The 20,693-nt window shown below is 75.6% G+C and carries 15 protein-coding genes and 1 tRNA gene; 10 read left to right on the top strand and 6 right to left on the bottom strand.

The features are described from left to right. Positions 1-1,526 precede the first annotated feature (1,526 nt). The 7 genes from ACIBKX_RS39865 to ACIBKX_RS39835 all read left to right on the top strand — a co-directional run bounded on the left by ACIBKX_RS39865 (position 1,527) and on the right by ACIBKX_RS39835 (position 10,584). Positions 1,527-1,745 carry an acyl-CoA carboxylase subunit epsilon gene (locus ACIBKX_RS39865; RefSeq protein ID WP_363276897.1) on the top strand — a complete coding sequence of 73 codons (219 nt, stop codon included), beginning with the start codon at positions 1,527-1,529 and terminating at the stop codon, positions 1,743-1,745. A 231-nt stretch (positions 1,746-1,976) separates the two neighbouring features. Beyond that, a complete protein-coding gene (locus ACIBKX_RS39860) occupies positions 1,977-3,653 on the top strand; it encodes a carboxyl transferase domain-containing protein (RefSeq protein WP_363276896.1) in 1,677 nt (558 codons plus the stop codon). An 88-nt stretch (positions 3,654-3,741) separates the two neighbouring features. Next, entirely contained in the window at positions 3,742-4,419 is a 678-nt protein-coding gene (locus ACIBKX_RS39855; protein WP_363276895.1) for a ScbR family autoregulator-binding transcription factor, read from the top strand. Positions 4,420-4,713: 294 nt separating this feature from the next. Then, a complete protein-coding gene (locus ACIBKX_RS39850) occupies positions 4,714-5,553 on the top strand; it encodes an AfsR/SARP family transcriptional regulator (protein WP_363276894.1) in 840 nt (279 codons plus the stop codon). Positions 5,554-6,037: 484 nt separating this feature from the next. Then, complete coding sequence (locus ACIBKX_RS39845; RefSeq protein ID WP_363276893.1) at positions 6,038-6,859, top strand: AfsR/SARP family transcriptional regulator; 822 nt, start codon at positions 6,038-6,040, stop codon at positions 6,857-6,859. Positions 6,860-7,028: 169 nt separating this feature from the next. Then, positions 7,029-7,985, top strand: a complete 957-nt coding sequence (locus ACIBKX_RS39840) for an SRPBCC family protein (RefSeq protein WP_363276892.1) — start codon at positions 7,029-7,031, stop codon at positions 7,983-7,985. Positions 7,986-8,388: 403 nt separating this feature from the next. Further along, positions 8,389-10,584 (top strand): condensation domain-containing protein, encoded by a 2,196-nt coding sequence (locus ACIBKX_RS39835; RefSeq protein ID WP_363276891.1) that lies wholly within the window; start codon positions 8,389-8,391, stop codon positions 10,582-10,584. 656 nt (positions 10,585-11,240) lie between these two features. Here the strand turns inward: ACIBKX_RS39835 and ACIBKX_RS39830 are convergent. Both ACIBKX_RS39830 and ACIBKX_RS39825 read right to left on the bottom strand, forming a co-directional pair. After that, complete coding sequence (locus ACIBKX_RS39830) at positions 11,241-12,278, bottom strand: AfsR/SARP family transcriptional regulator (protein WP_363276890.1); 1,038 nt, start codon at positions 12,276-12,278, stop codon at positions 11,241-11,243. A gap of 95 nt (positions 12,279-12,373) precedes the next feature. After that, a complete protein-coding gene (locus tag ACIBKX_RS39825) occupies positions 12,374-13,123 on the bottom strand; it encodes an alpha/beta fold hydrolase (protein ID WP_363276889.1) in 750 nt (249 codons plus the stop codon). 1,318 nt (positions 13,124-14,441) lie between these two features. Between ACIBKX_RS39825 and ACIBKX_RS39820 the strand changes: the two genes are divergently transcribed. From ACIBKX_RS39820 to ACIBKX_RS39810, 3 genes are read left to right on the top strand one after another with little or no spacing between them, the layout of a single operon-like run. Next, positions 14,442-16,238, top strand: a complete 1,797-nt coding sequence (locus tag ACIBKX_RS39820) for an acyl-CoA dehydrogenase (protein WP_363276888.1) — start codon at positions 14,442-14,444, stop codon at positions 16,236-16,238. 37 nt (positions 16,239-16,275) lie between these two features. Beyond that, on the top strand, positions 16,276-16,542 hold the full coding sequence (locus ACIBKX_RS39815) for a phosphopantetheine-binding protein (protein WP_363276887.1): 267 nt from the start codon (positions 16,276-16,278) through the stop codon (positions 16,540-16,542). Next, positions 16,539-17,531, top strand: coding sequence for a 4'-phosphopantetheinyl transferase superfamily protein (locus ACIBKX_RS39810; protein ID WP_363276886.1), 993 nt, complete (start codon positions 16,539-16,541; stop codon positions 17,529-17,531). Before ACIBKX_RS39815 ends, ACIBKX_RS39810 begins: the two co-directional genes overlap by 4 nt. Before the next feature lie 143 nt (positions 17,532-17,674). On the opposite strand, the gene ACIBKX_RS39805 is transcribed toward ACIBKX_RS39810, so the two are convergent. From ACIBKX_RS39805 to ACIBKX_RS39790, 4 genes are all read right to left on the bottom strand, one after another. Next, positions 17,675-17,764 (bottom strand) — tRNA-OTHER (locus ACIBKX_RS39805). Between the two features lie 245 nt (positions 17,765-18,009). Beyond that, a complete protein-coding gene (locus ACIBKX_RS39800) occupies positions 18,010-18,843 on the bottom strand; it encodes an alpha/beta hydrolase (RefSeq protein ID WP_363276885.1) in 834 nt (277 codons plus the stop codon). A gap of 51 nt (positions 18,844-18,894) precedes the next feature. Beyond that, the gene (locus ACIBKX_RS39795) at positions 18,895-19,686 is read right to left on the bottom strand and encodes a thioesterase domain-containing protein (protein WP_363276884.1); all 792 of its coding nucleotides are present in this window, start codon (positions 19,684-19,686) and stop codon (positions 18,895-18,897) included. Beyond that, positions 19,683-20,669, bottom strand: coding sequence for an LLM class flavin-dependent oxidoreductase (locus ACIBKX_RS39790; RefSeq protein ID WP_363276883.1), 987 nt, complete (start codon positions 20,667-20,669; stop codon positions 19,683-19,685). The genes ACIBKX_RS39795 and ACIBKX_RS39790 overlap by 4 nt, the downstream gene beginning before the upstream one ends. Positions 20,670-20,693 lie beyond the last annotated feature (24 nt).

Genomic DNA, 20,693 nt, shown 5'->3' with positions numbered 1-20,693 from the left:
CGCGCCGGCCCCCGCGGGGGGGGGGGGGCGGGGGGGGGGGGGGGGGGGGCGCGCGCGCCCCCCCCCCCCCCCCGCGCCCCCCCGCCCCCCCCCCCCGCCCCCCCCGCCCGGCGGCACCCCCCTGGCAGGGCCGGCGCCCCGCCCCCTGCCCCCCCCCTCGACCCCCGTTGGTACGGATGTCTGTCCCTGCCCGGCCGCACCAGCCCCGGCCCGCAGGGCACGGACCCCGCACACCGCCGACCCGCCGGGCGCGGGCAGCGCATCGGGGCGCCGCGTCCGGCACCCCGATGCCCACCCCGGCCCTGCGGCCACCAACCGCCCCGCCCCGACTGCCGTATGCCGGAAGGGGATCGCACCGGATGCCCCGCCGCCCCTCGCCGCGCCCCGGCCAGGAGCCGCCGCCCCGCCGCCCCGACTGCCGTACGGGGGAAGGGGATCGCACCGGATGCCCTGCCCCGCCCTGCCCCGCCCCGCCCTGCCCTGCCCGGGGATGCCTGCCCGGTCTGCTCGCCGCGCCCCGCCCGAAGGCGCGGTTGCGGCCCGCGCGCCGAAAGCGGCCGGTGCTGTCGGGCCGTGCGACACCCCCTCGCCCGGGTCCTGGAACCCATCAGCCCGCCCTCTGCCCCCGCACGCGGGCCCCGGGCCTCCCAACTGCCCCATGCCGGGCGGAAGGTGCCTCAAGCGCTTTGCCCGGGGAAGCCGCACGGCACCGGCATGGCCGCTGCCGTGCAGGTGGCAGGCGCACGGCACCCCATGGGCCCCGACGCCGACGCGCCCCGAGCACGGCACCGTCCCTCAACTGCCTTACACCGGGCGGCGGCTGCCGCCGGTGGGCCGCGCGGCGGCAAGGCGGACGGCCCACCGCTCCCCGCCGACCGCCGAGCCCCCGTCCGCCGTACGCGGGAGGGCGCCGCGCCGAACGGCCCGCCCCGCGGTCCGCCGCCCCTTTCGCTGCCCCGCCCCCGGTCGGCCGCCGGACCCTCGCCCGTCCTGGACGGGAAAGCGCCGGACCCCCGCCCGGTTCATGGCTTCCGTCCGGCCCGCGAACCGGGCCCCCGATTCCCGCCCGCACCCCCGAAACCCCGGCCGCCGACCGGCCCGTCCGCGTCCCCCGCCCGTCCCACTGCCCCCGCCCCTGCACCCCGGCAGCCCGCCAAGTCCTCCGCCGCCCCCTGCGCGGCAAGGGCCCCTACCCCACGGCCGCACCAGCCCCGGCCCGCGAGCCGCCCCCGCCCGCGCCCCCGCCCGCGCCCCGCGGGCCCGGCGCCCGCCCTAGCCCACCCCCGCTTTCGACCTCCCGCTCCCGACCTTCCCGCCCCCGCCGCTCCCATCCCTCCGCAACGCCCCCCCGCTCCCATCCCTCCGCAACGCCCCCGCAACGCCCCCCCCGCGCAACGCCCCCGGAACATCCCCGGCCCGCCCCCGCCCCGCCCCCCGTAAAGCGTTCCTGCCCCCCGCCTCAAGCGGAACCCGAGCCCGTTTTGAGCCGGGCGGCAGACGGTGGGGCCCCGAGGCGAGGAGGGGTTGTGGGTCAGGTGCGCGGTGTGCAGGAGGGGGCGGCGCTGCTGCGGGTCGAGCGGGGGCGGGCCACCGAGGAGGAGCTCGCGGCGGTGGCCGTGACGCTGTTGTCGCTGGCCGCCCGGCGTGCCGGGGAGGGCGGCGGGGACGCGGAGCCGCCCGGTGCCGGGCCCTGGCGGGAGGCGGGCGACGCCGGCGCCTACCGGGCGCCGCACAGCTGGAGATGACACCGGGGGAGGGGCGGGCGGCACGGACCGGCCATCTTCACCCCCACCCTTAGAAACCGCCCATGCGGTTTGTTATTCTGCGGGGGCGGTCCCCACCGGCCGTGCCCGCCGCCCGGCCCGCCGCATCCGGGACCCGCACAGGGGCCCGGGACACGGGGCACGCGGGGCGTGCTCGAGGTGAAGGACATCCGCAAGGACGACCGGAGGACATCCGGAGGAAAGGGGACGGCCATGGCGACGGTGACGGAGCCCTCCGCCCGCACGACGGGCACGGCGGGCGACACGGCGGGCACGGCGGGCGACACGGCGGGCGCGGCGGGCGATACGGCGGGCCAGAGGGACGCGGTTGGCGATGCGGGCGATGCGCGGGGGCGTGCGGCCGAGCTGGAGGCGGTGCGGGCGCTGGCGCTGGCCGGGCCCGGCGAGAAGGCCACCGCGGCGCAGCACGCCAAGGGCAAGCTGACCGCCCGCGAGCGGATCGCGCTGCTGCTGGATCCCGGCTCGTTCGCGGAGGTGGGCCAGCTGCGCCGGCACCGGGCCAGCGGGTTCGGCCTGGAGGACAAGAAGCCCTACACCGACGGGGTGATCACCGGCTGGGGCACGGTCGAGGGCCGCACCGTCTTCGTCTACGCGCACGACTTCCGCATCTTCGGCGGCGCGCTGGGCGAGGCGCACGCCGCGAAGATCCACAAGATCATGGACATGGCGCTGGCGGCCGGTGCCCCGCTGGTCTCCCTCAACGACGGCGCCGGTGCCCGCATCCAGGAGGGGGTCAGCGCGCTGGCCGGCTACGGCGGCATCTTCCAGCGCAACACCAAGGCGTCGGGCGTCATCCCGCAGATCTCGGTGATGCTGGGCCCCTGCGCGGGCGGCGCCGCCTACAGCCCGGCGCTGAGCGACTTCGTGTTCATGGTCCGTGAGACCTCGCAGATGTTCATCACCGGCCCCGACGTCGTCAAGGCGGTCACCGGCGAGGACATCACCCAGAACGGGCTGGGCGGCGCGGACGTGCACGCCGAGACCTCGGGCGTGGCCCACTTCGCCTACGACGACGAGGAGACCTGCCTGGCCGAGGTGCGCTACCTGCTCTCGCTGCTGCCGGCCAACAACCAAAGCGCCCCGCCCGCCCAGCCGCCCGCCGACAGCCCCGCCCGCCCCACCTGCGCGCTGCTGGACCTGGTGCCCGCCGACGGCAACCGGCCCTACGACATGCACGCGGTGATCGAGGAGATCGTCGACGAGGGCGAGTTCCTCGAGGTCCACGAGCGCTGGGCCCGCAACATCGTGTGCGCGCTGGCCCGGCTGGACGGCCAGGTGGTGGGCATCGTCGCCAACCAGCCCAGCGTGCTGGCCGGGGTGCTGGACATCGAGGCCTCGGAGAAGGCGGCCCGCTTCGTCCAGCTGTGCGACGCCTTCAACATCCCCCTGCTCACCCTGCTGGACGTGCCCGGCTTCCTGCCCGGCGTCGACCAGGAGCACGGCGGGATCATCCGGCACGGCGCGAAACTCCTGTACGCCTACTGCAACGCGACCGTGCCGCGCATCTCGCTGATCCTGCGCAAGGCCTACGGCGGCGCCTACATCGTGATGGACTCCCAGTCCATCGGCGCCGACCTCACCTACGCCTGGCCGACCAACGAGATCGCCGTGATGGGCGCCGAGGGTGCCGCGGGCGTCATCTTCCGCCGCCAGATCGCCGCGGCGAAGGACCCCGAGGCGATGCGGGCGCGCATGGTCAAGGAGTACAAGGCGGAGCTGATGCACCCCTACTACGCGGCCGAACGCGGCCTGGTCGACGACGTCATCGACCCCGCCGCCACCCGCGAGGTCCTCATCGGCGCGCTGGCCTGCCTGCGCACCAAACACGCCGCCCTGCCCTCGCGCAAACACGGCAACCCGCCCCAGTAACCGCTACCCCCACCCCCGGCGGGGCGCCGGCCCGGCAGGCAGCCGGCCGCGCGCCCCCACCCCTTTTTTTCCAGTCAGGAGACACACGATGGTGCAGCAGGAGCGGGCCGCGCGCACGCGCGAGGCACTGATGCGGGCGGCCGCCGAGGCGTTCGCCGAGGACGGCTTCGTGCCCACCACGCTCAGCGCCATCAGCAAGAAGGCCGGCGTCAGCAACGGCGCCCTGCACTTCCACTTCGAGAACAAGGACGTGCTCGCCCGCGCCGTGGAGGCCGCCGCCGTCGACGCCGTACGCCGCATCACCCGCCCCGCCGCCCAGCCCGCCGCGCAGCCCGCCGAAGAGCCCGCGCCAGAGCCCGGCGGGGAGGCGGCCGGCAGCGCGCTGCAGGAGCTGGTCGATGCCACCCACCGTCTGATGAGCCACCTGGAGCACGACGTCGTGGTGCGCGCCGGCTTCGAGCTGCTGGGCACCGCCGCCCGCCGCCGGCACGCCGCCGACCTGCGCGGCGAGTGGCAGCAGTGGATCACCGCCGTGCTGCACACCGCCCGCCGCCGGGGCGAGCTCGCCCACGGCGTGACCCCCGACCAGGCCGCCGCCGCGGTGACCGCGGCCACCGTGGGCTTCGAGGTGCTCGGCGTCAAGGACCCCACCTGGGTCTCGCACCGCACCCTGAGCCAGTACTGGGAGCTCATGCTGCCCCGCCTGGCCGCCCCCGACCGGCTGCCCGCCCTGAGCCCCCACGGACCCGCACCCCACCCCCACTAAACAAACCGTAGCCGCTGTTTAGAGAAACGGCAGGCGGCGCCCCGCCGGACGCCGCCCCGCCGCCCCCGCCCCCGTGATGGGCGCCCGGACCGCCTTCTTCCCCTCAACTCCGGCTAGAGAACCACTGGTTGGGGCAGCGCCGGACGGACGGGACCGGGCCGCGGAACGGTTGATTTTGCCGAAAAATACAAACCACTCGCGCGGTTTTGTATTGACAGGGGGGCTCGGATCTCCTTGAATCGCTGTGTGGTGGGGATCGCCCCCGCGGCATCATCCACGTTTCAGGGAGACGCTGTGGACATCGACGTACTCGGCGCGCTGGCCGTACAGGAGAACGGGATCTCCATCACGCCCACCGCGCCCAAGCCGCGGCAGGTCCTGGCCCTGCTGGCACTGCACGCCGACCGGGTGGTCCCGGTCTCGGCGCTGATGGAGGAGCTGTGGGGCACCACCCCGCCGCGCAGCGCCCGCACCACCCTGCAGACCTATGTGCTGCAGCTGCGCGAACTGCTCGCCGCCGCGCTGGCCCAGGGGCAGGCGCCGGCCGGCGGCCCCGAGCGGCGCACCGCCAAGGACGTGCTGATGACCACGCCGGGCGGCTACCTCCTCTCCAGCGGCGGCGGCCGCAGCGACGTACGCGAGTTCGAGCGGCTGGCCGGCACCGGCTACCGCTCCATGGACGCCGGCGACTTCCCCGGCGCGGCCCGCCAGCTGTCCGGCGCGCTGGGGCTGTGGTCGGGCACCCCCTTCGCCGACGTCCAGGCCGGCACCCAGCTGGAGATGGAGATCAAACGCCTGGAGGAGAGCCGGCTGTGCGCGCTGGAACAGCGCATCGAGGCCGACCTGCAGCTGGGCCGCCACCGCGAGTTGCTGGCCGAACTCACCGTCCTGGTCAACCGCTACCGCACCCACGAGAGCCTGCACGCCCAGTTCATGCTCGCCCTGCACCGCTCGGGGCGGCGCGGCGAGGCGCTCAGCGCCTACCAGCAGCTGCGCACCACCCTGGTGCGCGAACTGGGCCTGGAACCCTCGGCGGGCCTGCACCGGCTGCAGCGCTCCATCCTGATGGCCAACCCCGAATCCGCCCCCACCGCCCCCGACGCCCCCCACGACCGCCTGGTCCCCACCAGCTGACCCCGGCGCCCCGGCGCCCGCACCTCCGGCACCCCAGCACTTCGGGCGCCCGCGCTCCCGGCGCCCCAGCACTTCGGGCGCCTGCTGCGCGCATTCTGCATCTCCCGCCCCTTTGGGGCCCGTTGTCCGGCCTCCCCGCCGAACTCGCCCGCCGCGCCCCTTCGCGCGGCGGGCGAGCGCGCACCCCCCGGCACCCCCGGCGCCCTAGCACCCCAGCGCCCCGGCGCCCCTCACGCCGCCCCCGCGCCGCGCCGGTGCGCCGGAAAAGGGAGGGGGCTCATAAAGGAAAAGAGGAACCCCTATTTCCGGGGGTGCGAGTGCGGCTCGAGCGCCGGTCCCCAATTCACCGGCAGGGAGGGCCAGTTGGAATCTCCTTGAGCCTGGGTCGACGGAAAGGAGGGCGACGGGCAATTCCGGCTAGTGTGCTCGCGGCGACGGAATCAGTCACTGAGAGAAAACTCGACGAGGTACGGGGAGGAAACCAGTGAAGATTCAGGTTCTGGGTCCGTTGAGTGCCGAGGTCAACGGGGGATCGATTGTCCCCACGGCCGGTAAGCCGCGGCAGATTCTGTCTCTGCTCGCCCTCTATCCCGGACGGGTCATGCCCGTCCCGATGCTCATGGAGGAAATCTGGGGGACCGAGCCGCCGCAGAGCGCGCTGACCACCCTGCAGACCTACATACTGCAGCTGCGCCGGCGCCTGGGCACCGCGATGGGCCCCGACGCGCCGGGCGCCGCCAAGGAGGTCCTGGCCACCCGGCACGGCGGCTACCTGATGCAGATACCGGCGGCCAGTGTCGACGTACACGAGTACGAACGCATGGTCACCGAGGGCCGTACCGCCTTCGAGGCCGGGGACGACGACGTCTCGGCCGGCTGCTTCCGCCAGGCCCTGGACCTGTGGCGGGGGCCGGCGCTGGTCGACGTGCGGGTCGGCCCGATCCTGGAGATCGAGGTGATGCGCCTGGAGGAGAGCCGCCTTGGCACCGTGGAACGGCGCATCGACGCCGACCTGCGCCTGGGCCGGCACTCCGAGCTCATCGCCGAGCTGACCGAGCTGACCGCCCGCTACCCCCAGCACGAGGGGCTGCACTCGCAGGCCATGGTCGCCCTGTACCGCTCGGGCCGGCAGGCCTCCGCCCTGGACATCTACCGCAAGCTGCGCATCCGGCTGATCGAGGAGCTGGGCGTGGAGCCCTCCCCGCAGGTGCAGCGCCTGCACCAGGCGATGCTGGCGGTCGACCCGCAGCTGGACGTCGCCGCCGGCCCCCGCCGCTCCTCCACCTTCGACCTGTACGCCGCCTGAGACCGCCGCCCCCCATTTTTTTCTTTCCGCCGCCGGGGCGGGCGCGAGGCGGGCTCAAGCCGTTCTCCAGCGGGGCCGGACAGGCTCGGTTGACTATCGCCGCCCGCGGCTGCCGGCCGCGCCCCGGCACGGCCCGGGCGGCCCGCTGCGGCAGGAGAAGGTGGTTGGGGTGTCGGGTGAGCGTGTACGCCGTCTTTCGCACGCGGCCGAGGTGGACGCGCCCGCGGGAGTGGTCTACCAGTTGGTCGCGGACGCCGAGCGCTGGCCGCTGTACTTCCCGCCCAACGTGCATGTGGAACGGCTCGACTTCGACGGGGTGCGCGAACGGCTGCGGATCTGGAGCGTGGCCGAGGGACAGGTCAAGTCCTGGACCTCACAGCGCGTGCAGGACGCCGCGCGGCGCACGGTCAGCTTCGACCAGGACCGCACGGTGGAGGAGGCCGCCTCAATGGGCGGCACCTGGCATGTGACCGAACTGGGCCCGGCGCGCTGCCGGCTGACGGTGGAGCACGTGTTCACCGCCGCCGACGGCCGGCCCCAGGACGAGGCCTGGCTGGAGCGGGCCGCCATCGCCAACGCCCGCTCCGACCTCAAAAGCGTGCGGTTCTTGGCCGAGCGGTGGGCCCGCCTGGACGAACTGGTCCTCTCCTTCGAGGAGTCGCTGCGGGTCAAGGGGCCCGCCGAGCTGGTCTACGGCTTCCTCTACGACGTGGCGGACTGGCCCGGCCAGGTCCCCGGCGTGCTGGCCGCCGACCTGCACGAGCCGCAGGTCGGCGTCCAGCACGCCGCCCTGGACCTGGCCGGCGCCGACGGCACCGTCCAGCAGGTGAGCTCGGTGCGGGTGTGCTTCCCGCACGCCGGACGCATCGTGTTCAAGCAGACCCGGCCCGGCGACCTGCTGGCCGCGCACTGCGGCGAGTACTCGGTGCTGCCCGACCAGAGCGGCGTCACGGTCCTGGTCCAGCACCACGCCGTGCTGCGCGAGAAGGACATCGAACGGGTCCTGGGCGCCGGCGCCACCCTGGCCGATGCCCGCCGCAAGGTCCGCGCCGACCTGGGCCACCAGAGCCGGCAGACCCTGCAGGTGGCCTGCCGGCACGCCGAGTCGGCCGTCCGCGTCCTGTGACCTCCCGGCCGCCCCCGGCCGCCCCCCGGCTGCCGTGCCGTTGCGTCGCCCTGTGCTCGAGGGGGCGGTCAGGGCGGCTCGAGGGCGGCCTCCGGCTCGAGCCGGACTCCAACACCACCGCCTTGGATGGACCGCACACGCCACGACAGGCCACGACTGGGCATGACAGGCCATGACAGGGCATGACAGGGCGCGACACGGTGCGGGCAAGGGGCGGGGAGGGACGGCGGATGAGGGCGGGCGCGGCGGGCACGGCGGCGGGTGCGGGTGAGGCACGGCCGCGCGTCAGCGGTGTGTCAGCGTCCCGTGGGAGCGCGGCCCATACTCGAACCCCGCGCTCCACGGAGAGGAGGCAGGGGAGTGTGCCGTCGCCTGGCCCGGGCGTACGGGCCCCGCGCAGCCGATGAGCCTCGACCGCAATGTGGAGGTGTCGCTGACCGCCGTGCTCGTCCTGGACGGCCCGGCGGCGCACGCCCCCTGCACCCTGGAACTGCGCGGCCCGCTGGACGCCGCGCGGCTGGACGCCGCGCTCGACCGGATCGCCGCCGACCGGCCCGAGCTGCGCCACCGGCGCCCGCACACCGAGCGCCGCGGCCCCCACCACCACGTCCTGCACACCCCCGCGCCCGCCGCGAACACGGAGACGGAGGCAGCGGCGGAGACAGCGGCGGAGGCGGAGGCAGGGGTGAAGCCGGGTGCGGGGGGCGGCTGTTATCCGCTGGGCGCGCTCGCCGACCTGCTCACCGCCGCCCCGCCCGACACCCCCGACATCTCTGATACCTCTGATACCTCTGGCACTTCTGGCACTTCTGGTGCTTCTGGTGCTCTGGGCGGGGTGGCGGTGGTGGAGCGGTTCGCGCTGACGCCGCTGCAGCACGACCTGCTGGCCGATGAGGCCGCCTGCCCCCACCGGCAGGTGGCCCAGCTGGTGTGGCGCTGGCACGGGCCGCTGGACACCGGCCGGTTCACCGCCGCCTGGCAGCGGGTCTTCGACCACGAGAGCGTGCTGCGCACCGCGTTCGTGTGGACCCCGCAGCCGCGTCTGGCGCTGCACGAGCGGGCCCGCCCCGACGTCGTACGCCATCCCTACGGCGCCCTGACCCGCCAGGAACTGATCGAGCAAGAACGCGGGCGCGGCTTCGACCTGGCCCGGCCCGGCCTGCTGCGCACCGCGCTGCTGGACGGCGGCCCGCACCGCCCGCCCGGCGGCCACATCCCGCCCACCGACATCGTGCTGACCTACCACCGCGGGCTGCTGGACGGGCGCAGCGTGCACCTGCTGCTGCAGGAGTTCTACCGCGCCTATCTGGCCGCCGGCGCCCCGCTGGGCGGCGAGCGCCGTCCCGACCTGCGCGACTACCGGCGCTGGCTGGCCGGCCAGGACGTGGCGCCGGCCCGCGAGTTGTGGCGGCGCACCGGCGGCGCCCTGCGGGCCACGCTGCCGCGGGCCCGGCCCGGCGCGGTCACCGGCCGGCACGGCAGCGGCCGCACCCTGGCCCGCCTGACCCGCGCCGAGGCGCTGCGCCTGACGCGCTGGGCGGGCCGCTGGGGGGCCGCGGAGTCCAGCGCGCTGCAGGCGGTGTGGGCGATGGTGCTCTACCGGGCCGGCGGCGTGCACCGGGGCCGGCTGCCGGTCAGTTTCGGCGTCACGGTCTCGGGGCGGGGCATCCCCATGGAGGGCGTCGCCCGCCTGCCCGGACCGCTGGACAACCCGCTGCCGATGGTGCTGGACATCGACCCGGCGGGCACCGTGCCCGCCCTGCTGCGCGCGGTGCGCGACCGGGCCCTGGACCTGGCCGCCTACGAATGGGTCTCGGCCGGGCAGATCCGGCAGTGGCTGGGCCCCCACCGCGCCCCGGAACTGCCGCACACCCTGCTCAGCGTCGACCATCCGCCCCGCCCGCCGGGAGACCTGGCCGCGCAACTGGCCGCGCACGGCATCCACGTCGAGGACGCCGACCCGGCCGCGGTGCCCGGCGCGTTCCCGCTGGGCGTGCTGGCCCACCACGACAGCTCCGGCGGCCTGGTGCTCAGCGCGGTCCACGACCGCGCCCGGCTGGGCGACGACCAGGTCGCCCAGCTGATCGCGCACAGCGCCCGGCTGCTGCGCCAACTGCCCGACAGCGCGGGCGAGGACACCACCATCGCCCAGGCGCTGGCGCCGCTGACGGTGCCGGCCGGCACCGACCCGCCGCGCCTGCACGACCCGCTCCCGGACCGCGTGGGCGGGCGCCTGGCCTGGCTGCGCGAGGCCCGCGAGCCCGGCGCCGCGGTGGTCTGCCTGATCGCCCCGCCCGCCGCCGGCGACGCCGGCCACGGCGAACTGGCCCGCCGCTACGGCGGACCGGAGGCGCTGACCGCGCTGTGCGCGCACCCGGCCCGGCTGTCCCAGTGCCTGGCGGCGCTGCGCCCGCTGCTGGGCGCCCGCCAGCGCCTGGTCCTGGGCGGCTACTCCGGATCGGGCGCGCTGGCCCTGGAACTGGCCCGGCACATCGCGGCCGCCGGCCACACGGCGCCGCCGGTGGTCCTGGGCCCCGGCCCCGCCGGGGAAGGCGCCGCGGACCTGGCCCGCGCGCTCGCCGCCGCCTGCCGCCCCTGAGTGCGCACCCGGCCGGGGACAGCCGGGCGGCGAAGAAGTATGTGCCGGGGGCGAGGGGCGAGGGGCGAGGGGCGAGGGGCGAGGGAGAGGGCGCGGCGGCCGGCCCGGAGGCGGGGGAAGGCCCCGGGCGGCCGCCGCGGATCAGCGGCCAGGAACACGCCCGGCCGCACCACAAGGGGGGGAGCGGGGCGGCCGGCCGTTTCCTGGCACCGCCACCGTGCCGGGCCGTGCCGGAGCGGGCCTGGAGGCCCCCTGGAGCCCCGGACCAAGGACGGGGCTGCGGCGCGGGGCGGGCGCGGGGCCTCAACGCGGGGCGGGCACGGGGCTTCAACGCGGGGTTCCGGCGCGGGGCTCCGGCACGTGACGGGCGCGGGGCCTCAACATGGGGCGGGGCTCCACGGCGGGGTGCCCAGCACGAGTCCTGAGCACGAGACTCCGGCGCGGGGATCTGGGGCGGGACTCCAGCGCGAGGCCTCAGCACGAGGCGGCAGGCACGGGAGTCCAGGGCGGGGGTCGGCCCAGCACGAGGCGCCCAGTACGAGGCGTCAAGCATGAGGCCTCAGCGAGGGACTCCCGCACGGGACTCCAGGGCGGGACTCCAACACGGGGCTCCGGGGCGGGGCGAACCGCGGGGCGGGTTGCGCCGCGGGGCGGGGTCAGGGCGCGGGCGGCGGCATGCCGGCCGCGGCCGTCAACTGCTCGAAGCGGCGCAGCAGTTGCTCCTGCTCCAGCCGCAGCCCCTCGATGCGGTGCTGCAGCCGGGCGATCTCGCTGCCCAGCGAGGACACCGTCGGCTCGCCCCCGCCCCCCTCCGCCCCCGCCTGCGGGACCAGGCCGGGGCCCGGGCCGGCCGCAGGACGCGGGCAGGGCGGGGCGGGCAGCGTGAGCACCGGGTCCTGGCGCAAGATCGCCTCCATGCCCCCGCGCAGCGCCGGGCCCGGCTCCACCCCCAGCTCGTGCACCAGGCGTTTGCGCGCCCGGTCGTACACGCTCAGCGCCTCCGCCTGCCGCCCGCACCGGTACAGGGCCACCATCAACAGCTCGTAGAACCGCTCCCGCAGCGGATGATCACAGGTCAGCTCCTCCAGCTCGCCGGTGACCTCGCCGTGCCGCCCCGCCCGCAGCGACGCGTCGTACAACAGCTCCAGGGCGGTCACCCGGTGCTCCTCCAGCTGCGCCGCCTCGGCCGCGCAGATGTCGCCGTGCGCGCTGCCCTCCAGGGCCGGGCCGCGCCACAGCGCCAGTGCCTGGCGCAGCAGTTGCACCGCCCGGCCCGGATCGCCGGCGGCGGCCTGCCGGCCCTGGGCGGTCAGCTGGTGGAAGAGCTGGGCGTCGGTGCCGGCCGGCCCCAGGTGCAGCACATAGCCCAGCGAGCCGGTGGCGATCCACTCGTGCACCGCCCCCGCCGCCCCCGCCGCCCCCGCCGCCCCCGCCGTGCCCGCCGTGCCCGGCGCGCCCTCTGGCTGGGGCAGGCGGCGGCGCAGCCGCGCCACGTGCGCCTGCAGCGCGTTGGCGACCCCGGCCGGCGGATGCTCGCCCCACAACTCGTCGATCAGCCGGTGCGCGGACACGTCGTGCCCGGCCTTGACCACGAGCGCGCCCAGCAGGGCGCGCTGCTTGGCGCCGGTGGGAAGGATCCGCAGACCGGTGCGCTCGTCCTGGATCTCCACGGGACCGAGGATGCAGAACCGCATCTCTCCCCCTCATGTCGCAAGGCGGGCAGTGGGTGACGGGCCAACAGCTACGGGCGGCCGGCAGAACAACGCGCGGGACGGGGCCTGCGCGGGGGTCAGGTGCGGGCGGGCCCGGCGTGCACGGCGGCGGCACGGGCCACGTCCTGGCGGATGCGCTCCAGCAGCGGCCGCGGATCCTCCAGGAAGTAGAAGTGGCCCCCGTCCAGGACCCGCAGACCCAGGAAACGGTCGGTGCGCTGCTCCCAGCCGGCCAGCCGCCGCGGCGGCACCGAGGTGTCCTCGCTGCCCCCGAACACCGACAGCGGCACCGGCAGCGCGGGCGTGCGCGGGTTGGGCTGCCAGGTCTCCACCAGCCGCATGTCACCACGGATCAGCGGCTCGTACAGCGCCCACAGGCCGGGGTCGTCGAACACCTCGTCGGGAGTGCCGCCCAGCAGCTCCAGATGGGCCTGCAGCTCGGCGTCGGGCAGGTGGTGATGGTGGCGGCCGGGCGCGGCCGCCGGGCCGGGCGCACCCCGCGCCGACAGACCCAGCCACAGCGGCAGGGCACGGCCGCGGGCGGCCAGCCGCACCGTCATCTCGTAGGCGACCAGGGCACCCATGCTGTGCCCGAAGAAGGCGTAGGGGCCCTCGAGTTCGTCGTGCAGGCGGCGCAGGAAAAAGTCGGCGAGCCGGCCCGCGTCGTCGAACTGCGGCAGGTCGCCCAGCCGGCCGCGCCCGGGCGCGTCCAGCAGCCGTACGTCCCACTGCGCGGGCAGCAGCTCGGGCCACTGGCGGTAGGGCACGTGCGAGCCGCCCGCGTGGTGGAACACGAACAGGCGCAGGGCCGGTGGGGTGGCGTCCATCGCTCTCCCTGGGATCGGGCCGCCTTGCCCGCGGCCTGGGGTCATGGCCGGGCGCGGCCGGCGCCGCCGCACCGGCCCATGCCGTGCAACGCCCCGTGCCGGGTGGGGCCTTGAGGGCGGCCGCGCCAATACGAAGGTGGTTTTCGGATGTACTTTCGGACCATAGCCGGTACGCGGAAAGCGGGGAGCGCGCCCCAGGAGAATTCCGCCGCCGATGTGACCGTCCTCAAGCACCTTTCAGGCGACGGGACATGACCCGCGTACGCCTCCCGCATACCGGCAACCGCGAAACGAATCCCCGCACCCACTCCGCACAACACAACCGGAAAGAGAAGAGAGGCGGCAGAGCGGACAGAAATCCCCGGAAAGCACCCCGGAATGGCGAAGGGGGCGGGAAAAGAGGAGGGCCGGTGAACGGGCGGGCAATCCCAGCACCAAAGCCCCCGGCCGCACGGGCCCCGGCCGCACGGCGCCCGGCCAACCGGCAGACGGCCCACCGGACGTGCCCCCGCCCCGGCCCACCGGACGTGCCCCCGCCCCGGCCGTCCGGGGCGGGCCCGCCGCCGAACGGCTCTTGCCGTACGACTGCACAGGGGCGCCCCCCGTCGCACGCCCGCACGGCGGCCCGGACCAGACCGGACGCCGGCGGACAGGGCACCGGCCCGTCCAACCGGTGGGAGTCCCAGCGGAGTTGGCCCGCCCCCGGCCGCCCCGGGCGGGCCCGCCACCGAACACCCGGCCGCACGCCCGCACGGCGGCCCGGACCAGACCGGACACCGGCGGACAGGGCACCGGCCAACCGGCAGGCAGCACACCGGAGTTGACCCCACCCCGGCCGCCTGGGGCGGGCCCGGCACCCCCCCCCGGGGCACCACCCCCCCCGCACGCCCGCACGCCCGCACGCCCGCACGCCCGCACGGCGGCCCGGACGAGACCGGCCCGGCCCGGACACCACCGGACACCGCCCAACAGGCGCGCCCGGCGCCGCCCCACCGGCAGCCCCCGCCCCACCGGCAGCCCCACCACCACCCTCACCCGCCCCACCGCAGCCACCCCCGCCCCACCGCAGCCACCCCGCGCGCATCGCCCCCCCCCGCGCCCCGCCACAACCCCGCCCCGCCCCACCGCAGCCACCCCGCGCGCACCGCCCCCCCCGCCCGCCACAACCCCGCCCCGCCCCTCCGCCCCCGCCCTGTGCCAGCCCCCATGCAGATCTCAAGCGGTCCTCCAGCAGGGTTGGTGAGGCTCGGCGGACAAGGGTTTGCTTCAAGGGCCGCCGCACGGCAGGGGCGGCCTGCCGGCGGAAGGTGGCTCATCGATGGCACTGACGACGCTCGCCGTACAGGGGGAGCCCGCGGCGCGGCCGCGCGTGGCGGACCCCCTGAACTCGGAGGCGGCGGTGGCCGGCCGGGTCGCCGACCTGGAGGCCCGCTTCGGCGACCCCTGGGACCCGGGCAACCCGCTGGGCCACGCAGGGATCCTGGACGCCGACGAGCGCGGCCACCTGCAGCCCGAGGCCGAGCAGCTCCTGGACGCGTTCGGGCTGAACGCCGAGTTCGTGCCCGCCGCCCTGGGCGGCCGCCTGGTACGCGCCGACACCCTGGCCCGGGTACTGCGCCCCGTCTTCCGCCGCGACCAGGCCCTGGGCACCGGATACGGCGCCTTCTCCATACTGGCCGGCGCCTCGGTGTGGGCGGGCGGCAACCGCGCCCAGCAACGCTGGGCCGCCGACCTGCTGCTCGGCGGCGGCCGGCTGGCCGTCTCCTACCGTGAACTGGCGCACGGCAACGCCTTCCTGCGCGACGAGTTCACCCTCGACACCGCCGCCGGCACCTCCGTGCTGCGCGGCGCCAAACGGGTCATCATCAACGCCGAGCGGGCCCGCGGCCTGGTCATCGTGTGCCGCAGCTCCCCGGAGGCCGGCAGCCAGGCCCACTCCACGCTGCTCCTGGACCGGGCCGCGCTGCCCGCCTCCGCAGTGCGCGACCTGGAGCGCTACCCGATGGTGGGGATGCGCGGCTGCCCGGTCTCCGGCCTGGAGTTCACCGACTGCCCCGTCCCCGCCTCCAGCCTGCTGGGCGAGGCGGGCGACGGCGTCGACCTGGCCCTGCGCTCCTTCGCCTTCACCCGCTCCATCCTGCCCTCGATGGTGCTGGGCGGCGGCGACACCGCCCTGCGCACCGCCCTGCGCTTCGCCGTCTCGCGCGGGGTGGGCGGCCGGCCCGTGGAGCGCAACCCGCAGGCCCGGCGCACCCTGGCCGGCGCCTTCACCGACCTGCTGATCTGCGACAGCCTGGCCCTGGCCGGCACCCGGGCGGCCGGACTTGGCCTGGGCATCACCGGCGTGTACGCGGCCGCCGCCAAATACCTGCTGCCGATCCTGCTGCACGACGCGGTGCACGAACTGTCGGTGCTGCTCGGCTCGAGCATCTACGCCCGCGACGGCGAGTTCGGCATCTTCCAAAAACACGTACGGGACCTGCCGGTGACCAGCCTGGGCCACGCCGGGGCGGCCGCCGCGCTGTCCACCATCAGCCCCCAGCTGTCCGCCCTGGCCCGCCGCTCCTGGCTGACCGACGCCCCCTCCCACCCCACCCTGTTCCAGCCCCGCGCCGACCTGCCCGTCCTGGACTTCCGCCGCCTTGGCACCTGGGCCGGCACCGACCCGCTGTGCGCCGAACTGGTCGCCGCCGCCCACGCCCTGGAGGCCGAGGGCGAGGGCGAGTTCACCGGAGTGCTGCGGCCCATCGCCCGCCACCTGGTCGACGAGCTGCGCCGGCTGCGCGAGGCCTGCGGCTCACTGGCCCCCCTGAGCCGGCACAGCCTGGCCAACCCGCACACCTACGCCCTGGCCGACCGCTACACCCTGGTCCTGGCCGCCGCCGCCTGCCTGGGCGTATGGCGCCACCAGCAGGGCAACGGCGGCGGCCAGGACGATTTCCTGGCCGGGTCGGGCTGGCTGGTGAGCGCGCTGCTGCGGATCTGCACCCGCCTGGGCATCGGCACCCCCGCCCACGCGCCCGGCCCCGAGGCCGAGGTCTTTTCCGAGCTGACCCGCCGCTTCACCCACGCCACCAGCTTCGACCTGTACGACACCGAGCTGGGCGCCCGGTGACCGCGCGCGCCGCTGACACCGCCTACCGGAGGACACCATGAGCGAACTGCTGCTGGACCGGGTCGCCGACGACGTCGTCGCGGCCCTGGAGTCGGGGCTGCCCCCGGCCGGGGAACACGACCGGCTCTATGAGGACCTGGGCTTCGACTCGCTGATGCTCATCGAGCTGGTGGACCGGCTGCAAGAACGCCGCCCGGCGCTGGGCGAACTGCCGCTGCCCGACATGGTCGGCGGGATGGCCGACATCGGCTCGCTGACCGAACTGCTGCGCGCCACCGCCGCCGACCAGGAGAGCACGGCGTGAGGTGGGCCGGGGCCGACACGCCCCCGCCCGCCCCACCCGCCCCTCCCTCCTCGTCGGCGGCGGTGGCCGACCCGCTGCAGGTGACCCCGCAGGGGCCCTGGCACGCGGTCCGGCGTGAACTGGCCGAACGGGGCAGCGTGGTGGTCTTCGCCCGCCTGGAGGACTGGCTCAGCGACTGGCAGTCCGACACCCCCGCCCCCGCCGGCCAGGACCCGCACTCGCACCCGGATGCGGGCGCCGAGGAGGCCCTGGGGCTGGGGGCGGGGGCCGGGTCGGCGCTGCCGGCGCTGCTGGGACGGGACTGGCAGCGTTTCGCGCAGATGACCAACCAGGACGTGCGCGCCCGGTTTCTGGCCTCCCGGCTGCTGCTCAAGTACGCGGCCGGCGCGGTCCTGGAGGCCCGCCCGGCCGACATCGACCTGGCCTACAAGCCGGGCGGGCGGCCCTATCTGCGCGGCTGCGACCAGATCGACATCAGCCTGAGCCACACCGCCGACCTGCTGGTGGTGGGCATCACCCGGCGCGGCTGGATCGGCGTGGACGCGGAGCTGTCCAGCCGGCGGCTGCGCGGCTCGGCGGTGGAGCGCCAGATCTGCACCCCGCACGAGACCGAGCTGCTGGCGCGGATGGGGGAGGGATGGCGCAACGCGGCGCTGGTGCGGCTGTGGACGCTGAAGGAGGCCTACAGCAAGGCGATCGGGCAGGGGCTGCGTTTCCGGTTCACCGAGTTCGGGTTCGCGCCCGGCGCGCGACGGGTGCAGGTGCTGCGGCCCGACGGCACGGCGGGCACCGGCGACGAGTGGAGTTTTCGCACCTGGTCGGTGGCCGGCCAGTACACGGTGAGCCTGGCCCTGGTCGACCTCGGTTTCGAGGCCGCGGTCGACGTCGCGGCCCAGACGATGCTGGACGAGGGCATGGTGGACGCGCTGCTGCGCTCGCCGCGCCCGCAGCGGTGGACGGCCACGGCGGACACCGCCGCCCTGCTGTGACCGTCCTTGACCGTCCTTGACCGGCCGGGCGGCCCGCCGGGCGGCCCGGCCGCCCCGCCCGCCCCGTAGGGCAGCACGCCAAGGGACCGGCCCCCTGAGGTGGGGGCCGGTCCCTTGGCGTGTGGGCTCTGACGGCCCGATGGTGGCGGAGAGGGCAGGATTCGAACCTGCGTGGGCTTGCACCCGACTGAAGCGAACTCCGGTCCCCGATAAACCACTCCGGGCACCTCTCCTCGTCGTCCAGGGGGGCGGTTCGGATGTTGCGTTCCGTCCTGTTCCCTTCCGACACCCATAAGCATGCCAGCACCCCCTGACACACCCCTGACGCCCCACTGACGTACCCAACTGCCGTCATTGAACCGTCCGTTGGGGCGGCGCCGAGGCGTTGCGCCGCCCCTCAACAGCGGCGCGCCCGCACCCCCGGGGCGGGGATGCGGGCGCGGTCACCGGCGTGCGGGCGGAAGGGCGGGCGGAAGGGCTAGGGGGCGGCGAACTGGAGGAGCTGGGCGCTGAGCCGGTCGGCGTGGGTGGCGAACAGGCCGTGCGCGGCGCCCTCGTAGACGACGAGCCGGCTGTCCTGGATGAGGCCGGCGGTGGCCCGGGCGCACAGCTCCAGGGGGGCGCTGGGGTCCTGGTCGCCGTGCACGATCAGCGTCTGGACGTCGACGGCGCGCACGTCCTTGCGCAGGTCCTCGGTGAACAGGGTGCGGGTGATCTCGACGGTGGCGCGCGGCGAGCTGTCCAGGGCCTGCTGGGTCAGCCAGTTGACCAGCGGCGCGGACAGGTTCAGGGCGTCGGTGGAGGTGGCCTGGGGGCCGCCGAAGAACGGGGCGGCGATCTGGTCGACGTATCCGGCGCGGTCCGCGGTCATCGCCGTCGTGATCTGGTCCAGGACGGATGCGTCGATGCCGGCGGGGTTGTCCTGCGCGTGCAGCAGGTAGGGGGTGGTGGCGCAGACCAGGGCCAGGCGGGCGATGCGCCGCGAGCCGTGCCGGGCCAGGTAGCGCACCGCCTCGCCGCCGCCCATCGCGTAGCCGACCAGGGTGATCCCCTCCAGGTCCAGGTGGTCGATGAGGGCGGCCAGGTCGTCGGCCAGGGTGTCGTAGTCGTAGCCCTGCCAGGGCCGGTCCGAGCGGCCGAAGCCGCGCCGGTCGGGCAGGATGCAGCGCAGCCCGCGGGCGGCGAGGTAGGGGGCCTGGAACTCCCACATGCGGGAGTTCATGGTGGCCGAGGCCAGAAGGACGACCGGCCGGCCCGCCCCCCAGTCCTCGTAGTGGAGCCGGGTGCCGTCCTTGGCGGTGACGAAGGGCATGGGGGTCTCCCCGGTGGCAGGAGTGGGACAGGGCCAGAAGAGGACGAGCGGTCAGGGGGTGGGCTGGGCGGCCAGGCGCCTGAGGTGGCGGGAGAAGTCCGCGGTGACGGCGAGCGCGTGGTTGTCGATGTAGAAGTGGCCGCCGGAAAAGCCGCGGTGGCCCAGGTAGTGCGGGCTGCGGCCGGCCCAGTGGGTCATCGCGTCGGGGGCCTCCTGCAGTGGGTCGCTGTCGCCGCCGTAGGAGGCCAGCGGGCAGGACACGCCGGCCCCGTCGTCCTCGTACTGGGCCGAGACGCGCAGGTCGGCGCGGAGTGCGGGCACGATCAGGGCGAGCATGTCGGGGTTGTCGTAGACCTCGGCGGGGAACGAGCCCAGCTTCTTGATCCACTGGAGCATCTCGTCGTCGGGCATGCGGCTTTGTTCCTCGGTCGGCTTGAAGAACCCGATCGGCGACCAGCCGGACATGCCCAGCATCAGGGGCTGGCGCTCGCCCTCCTCGCGCAGCCGCACGGCGACGCGGAAGCCGAGCTGGGCGCCCAGGCAGTGCCCGAAGATCGCGAAGGGCCGCTCGTCGTCCAGCTCGTCCAGGACCGCCTCGTACAGGGCGTCCAGCAGCGGCTCGAAGTCCTCATAGGTTTCTTCCTCGCGCCGGTTGTGGCGGCCGGGCAGGGTGACGGCCTGGGCGGTGATGTCGGGGGGCAGCAGGCGGGGCCAGTCGCGGTAGATGATGGCGCCGCTGCCGGCGTGGGGCAGCAGGAAGAGGCGGATGGCGGCGTCGGGGTCGGGCTCGACGGGGTGGAACCAGGAGCCGGCCGTCGACATGTCCTGCCCGTAGTCGCTCACTGGGTCATCTCCTTGATACGGGGCAGCACCACATCGGCGATCTGCTGCAGCTGCGGCTGGGGGGTCAGCGACCCGATCCGGACGATCAGGTGGCGGGCGCCGGCGCGGACGTAGGCGGCCAGCGCGTCGGCGCAGCTTTCCGCGCTGCCCCAGGCGTAGGCCTGCACGGTGGCCATCTGCTCCAGGGTGCGCCCGTAGTAGTGCTCGATGTAGTGCTCGAGCTCGGCGCGGGCGGCGTCCGGGTCCGGGTTGACGGTGATGGTGGCATACAGCGCCGGGGTGATCGCCCCGTCGGGCCGGCCGGCCGCCGCGGCCAGTTCGCCGATCTTCTGCCAGGCGGCGCCGTAGGCTGCCGCGCTGGGCAGGAAGGGCATCCAGCCGTCGTAGTGGGCGGCCACCCGCTCAAGGACCCTGGGGGTGTCGCTGCCGGCCAGCCACAGCGGCGGGCCGCCCGGACGCTGCGGGGCGGGCAGCCGGTCCAGGCCCTGGGCCTGCCAGTGGCGTCCCTCGAAGTCGCGGGCGGCGCCTGCCTCGCCGGCGCGCCAGGCGGTGCGCCACAGGGCGGTGAGTTCGTCCAGGCGTCCGGCGCGGCCCTTGAAGGAGGCGCCGACGGCGGCGAACTCCTCCTCGGTCTCGGGCATCGGGAAGCCCGAGCCCAGGCCGAGCGCGAGCCGGGCGCCGGTGACGTGGTCCAGGCTGGCCACCTGGTGGGCGCCGGTCAGCGGGTGGCGCAGGGCCGGGGTGAGGGCGGCGGTGCCCAGGGTGACGCGGCGGGTGACCGCGCCCGCGGCGGACAGCACCACCAGGGGGTCCAGGCGGGGGCGGGCGGTCAGCGAGTCGCCCGCCCACAGCGAGTCGAAGCCGAGGTCTTCGGCCTGGCGGGCGAAGTCGAGCAGCGGGGCTGCCGCATAGGTGCCGTTGATGGCCTGCTCCCGGGTCGGCAGCAGAACGCCGACGGACGCAGGGCCCGGTGAGGTGCCCATGGATCGCACTCCGTTCGAGGTCGG

This window comes from Streptomyces sp. NPDC050658 (genome assembly GCF_044457025.1).
Classification (GTDB): Bacteria; Actinomycetota; Actinomycetes; order Streptomycetales; family Streptomycetaceae; genus Streptomyces.
Note: the sequence above shows the minus strand (reverse complement) of the source record. Positions and strands in the feature narration are given on the sequence as shown.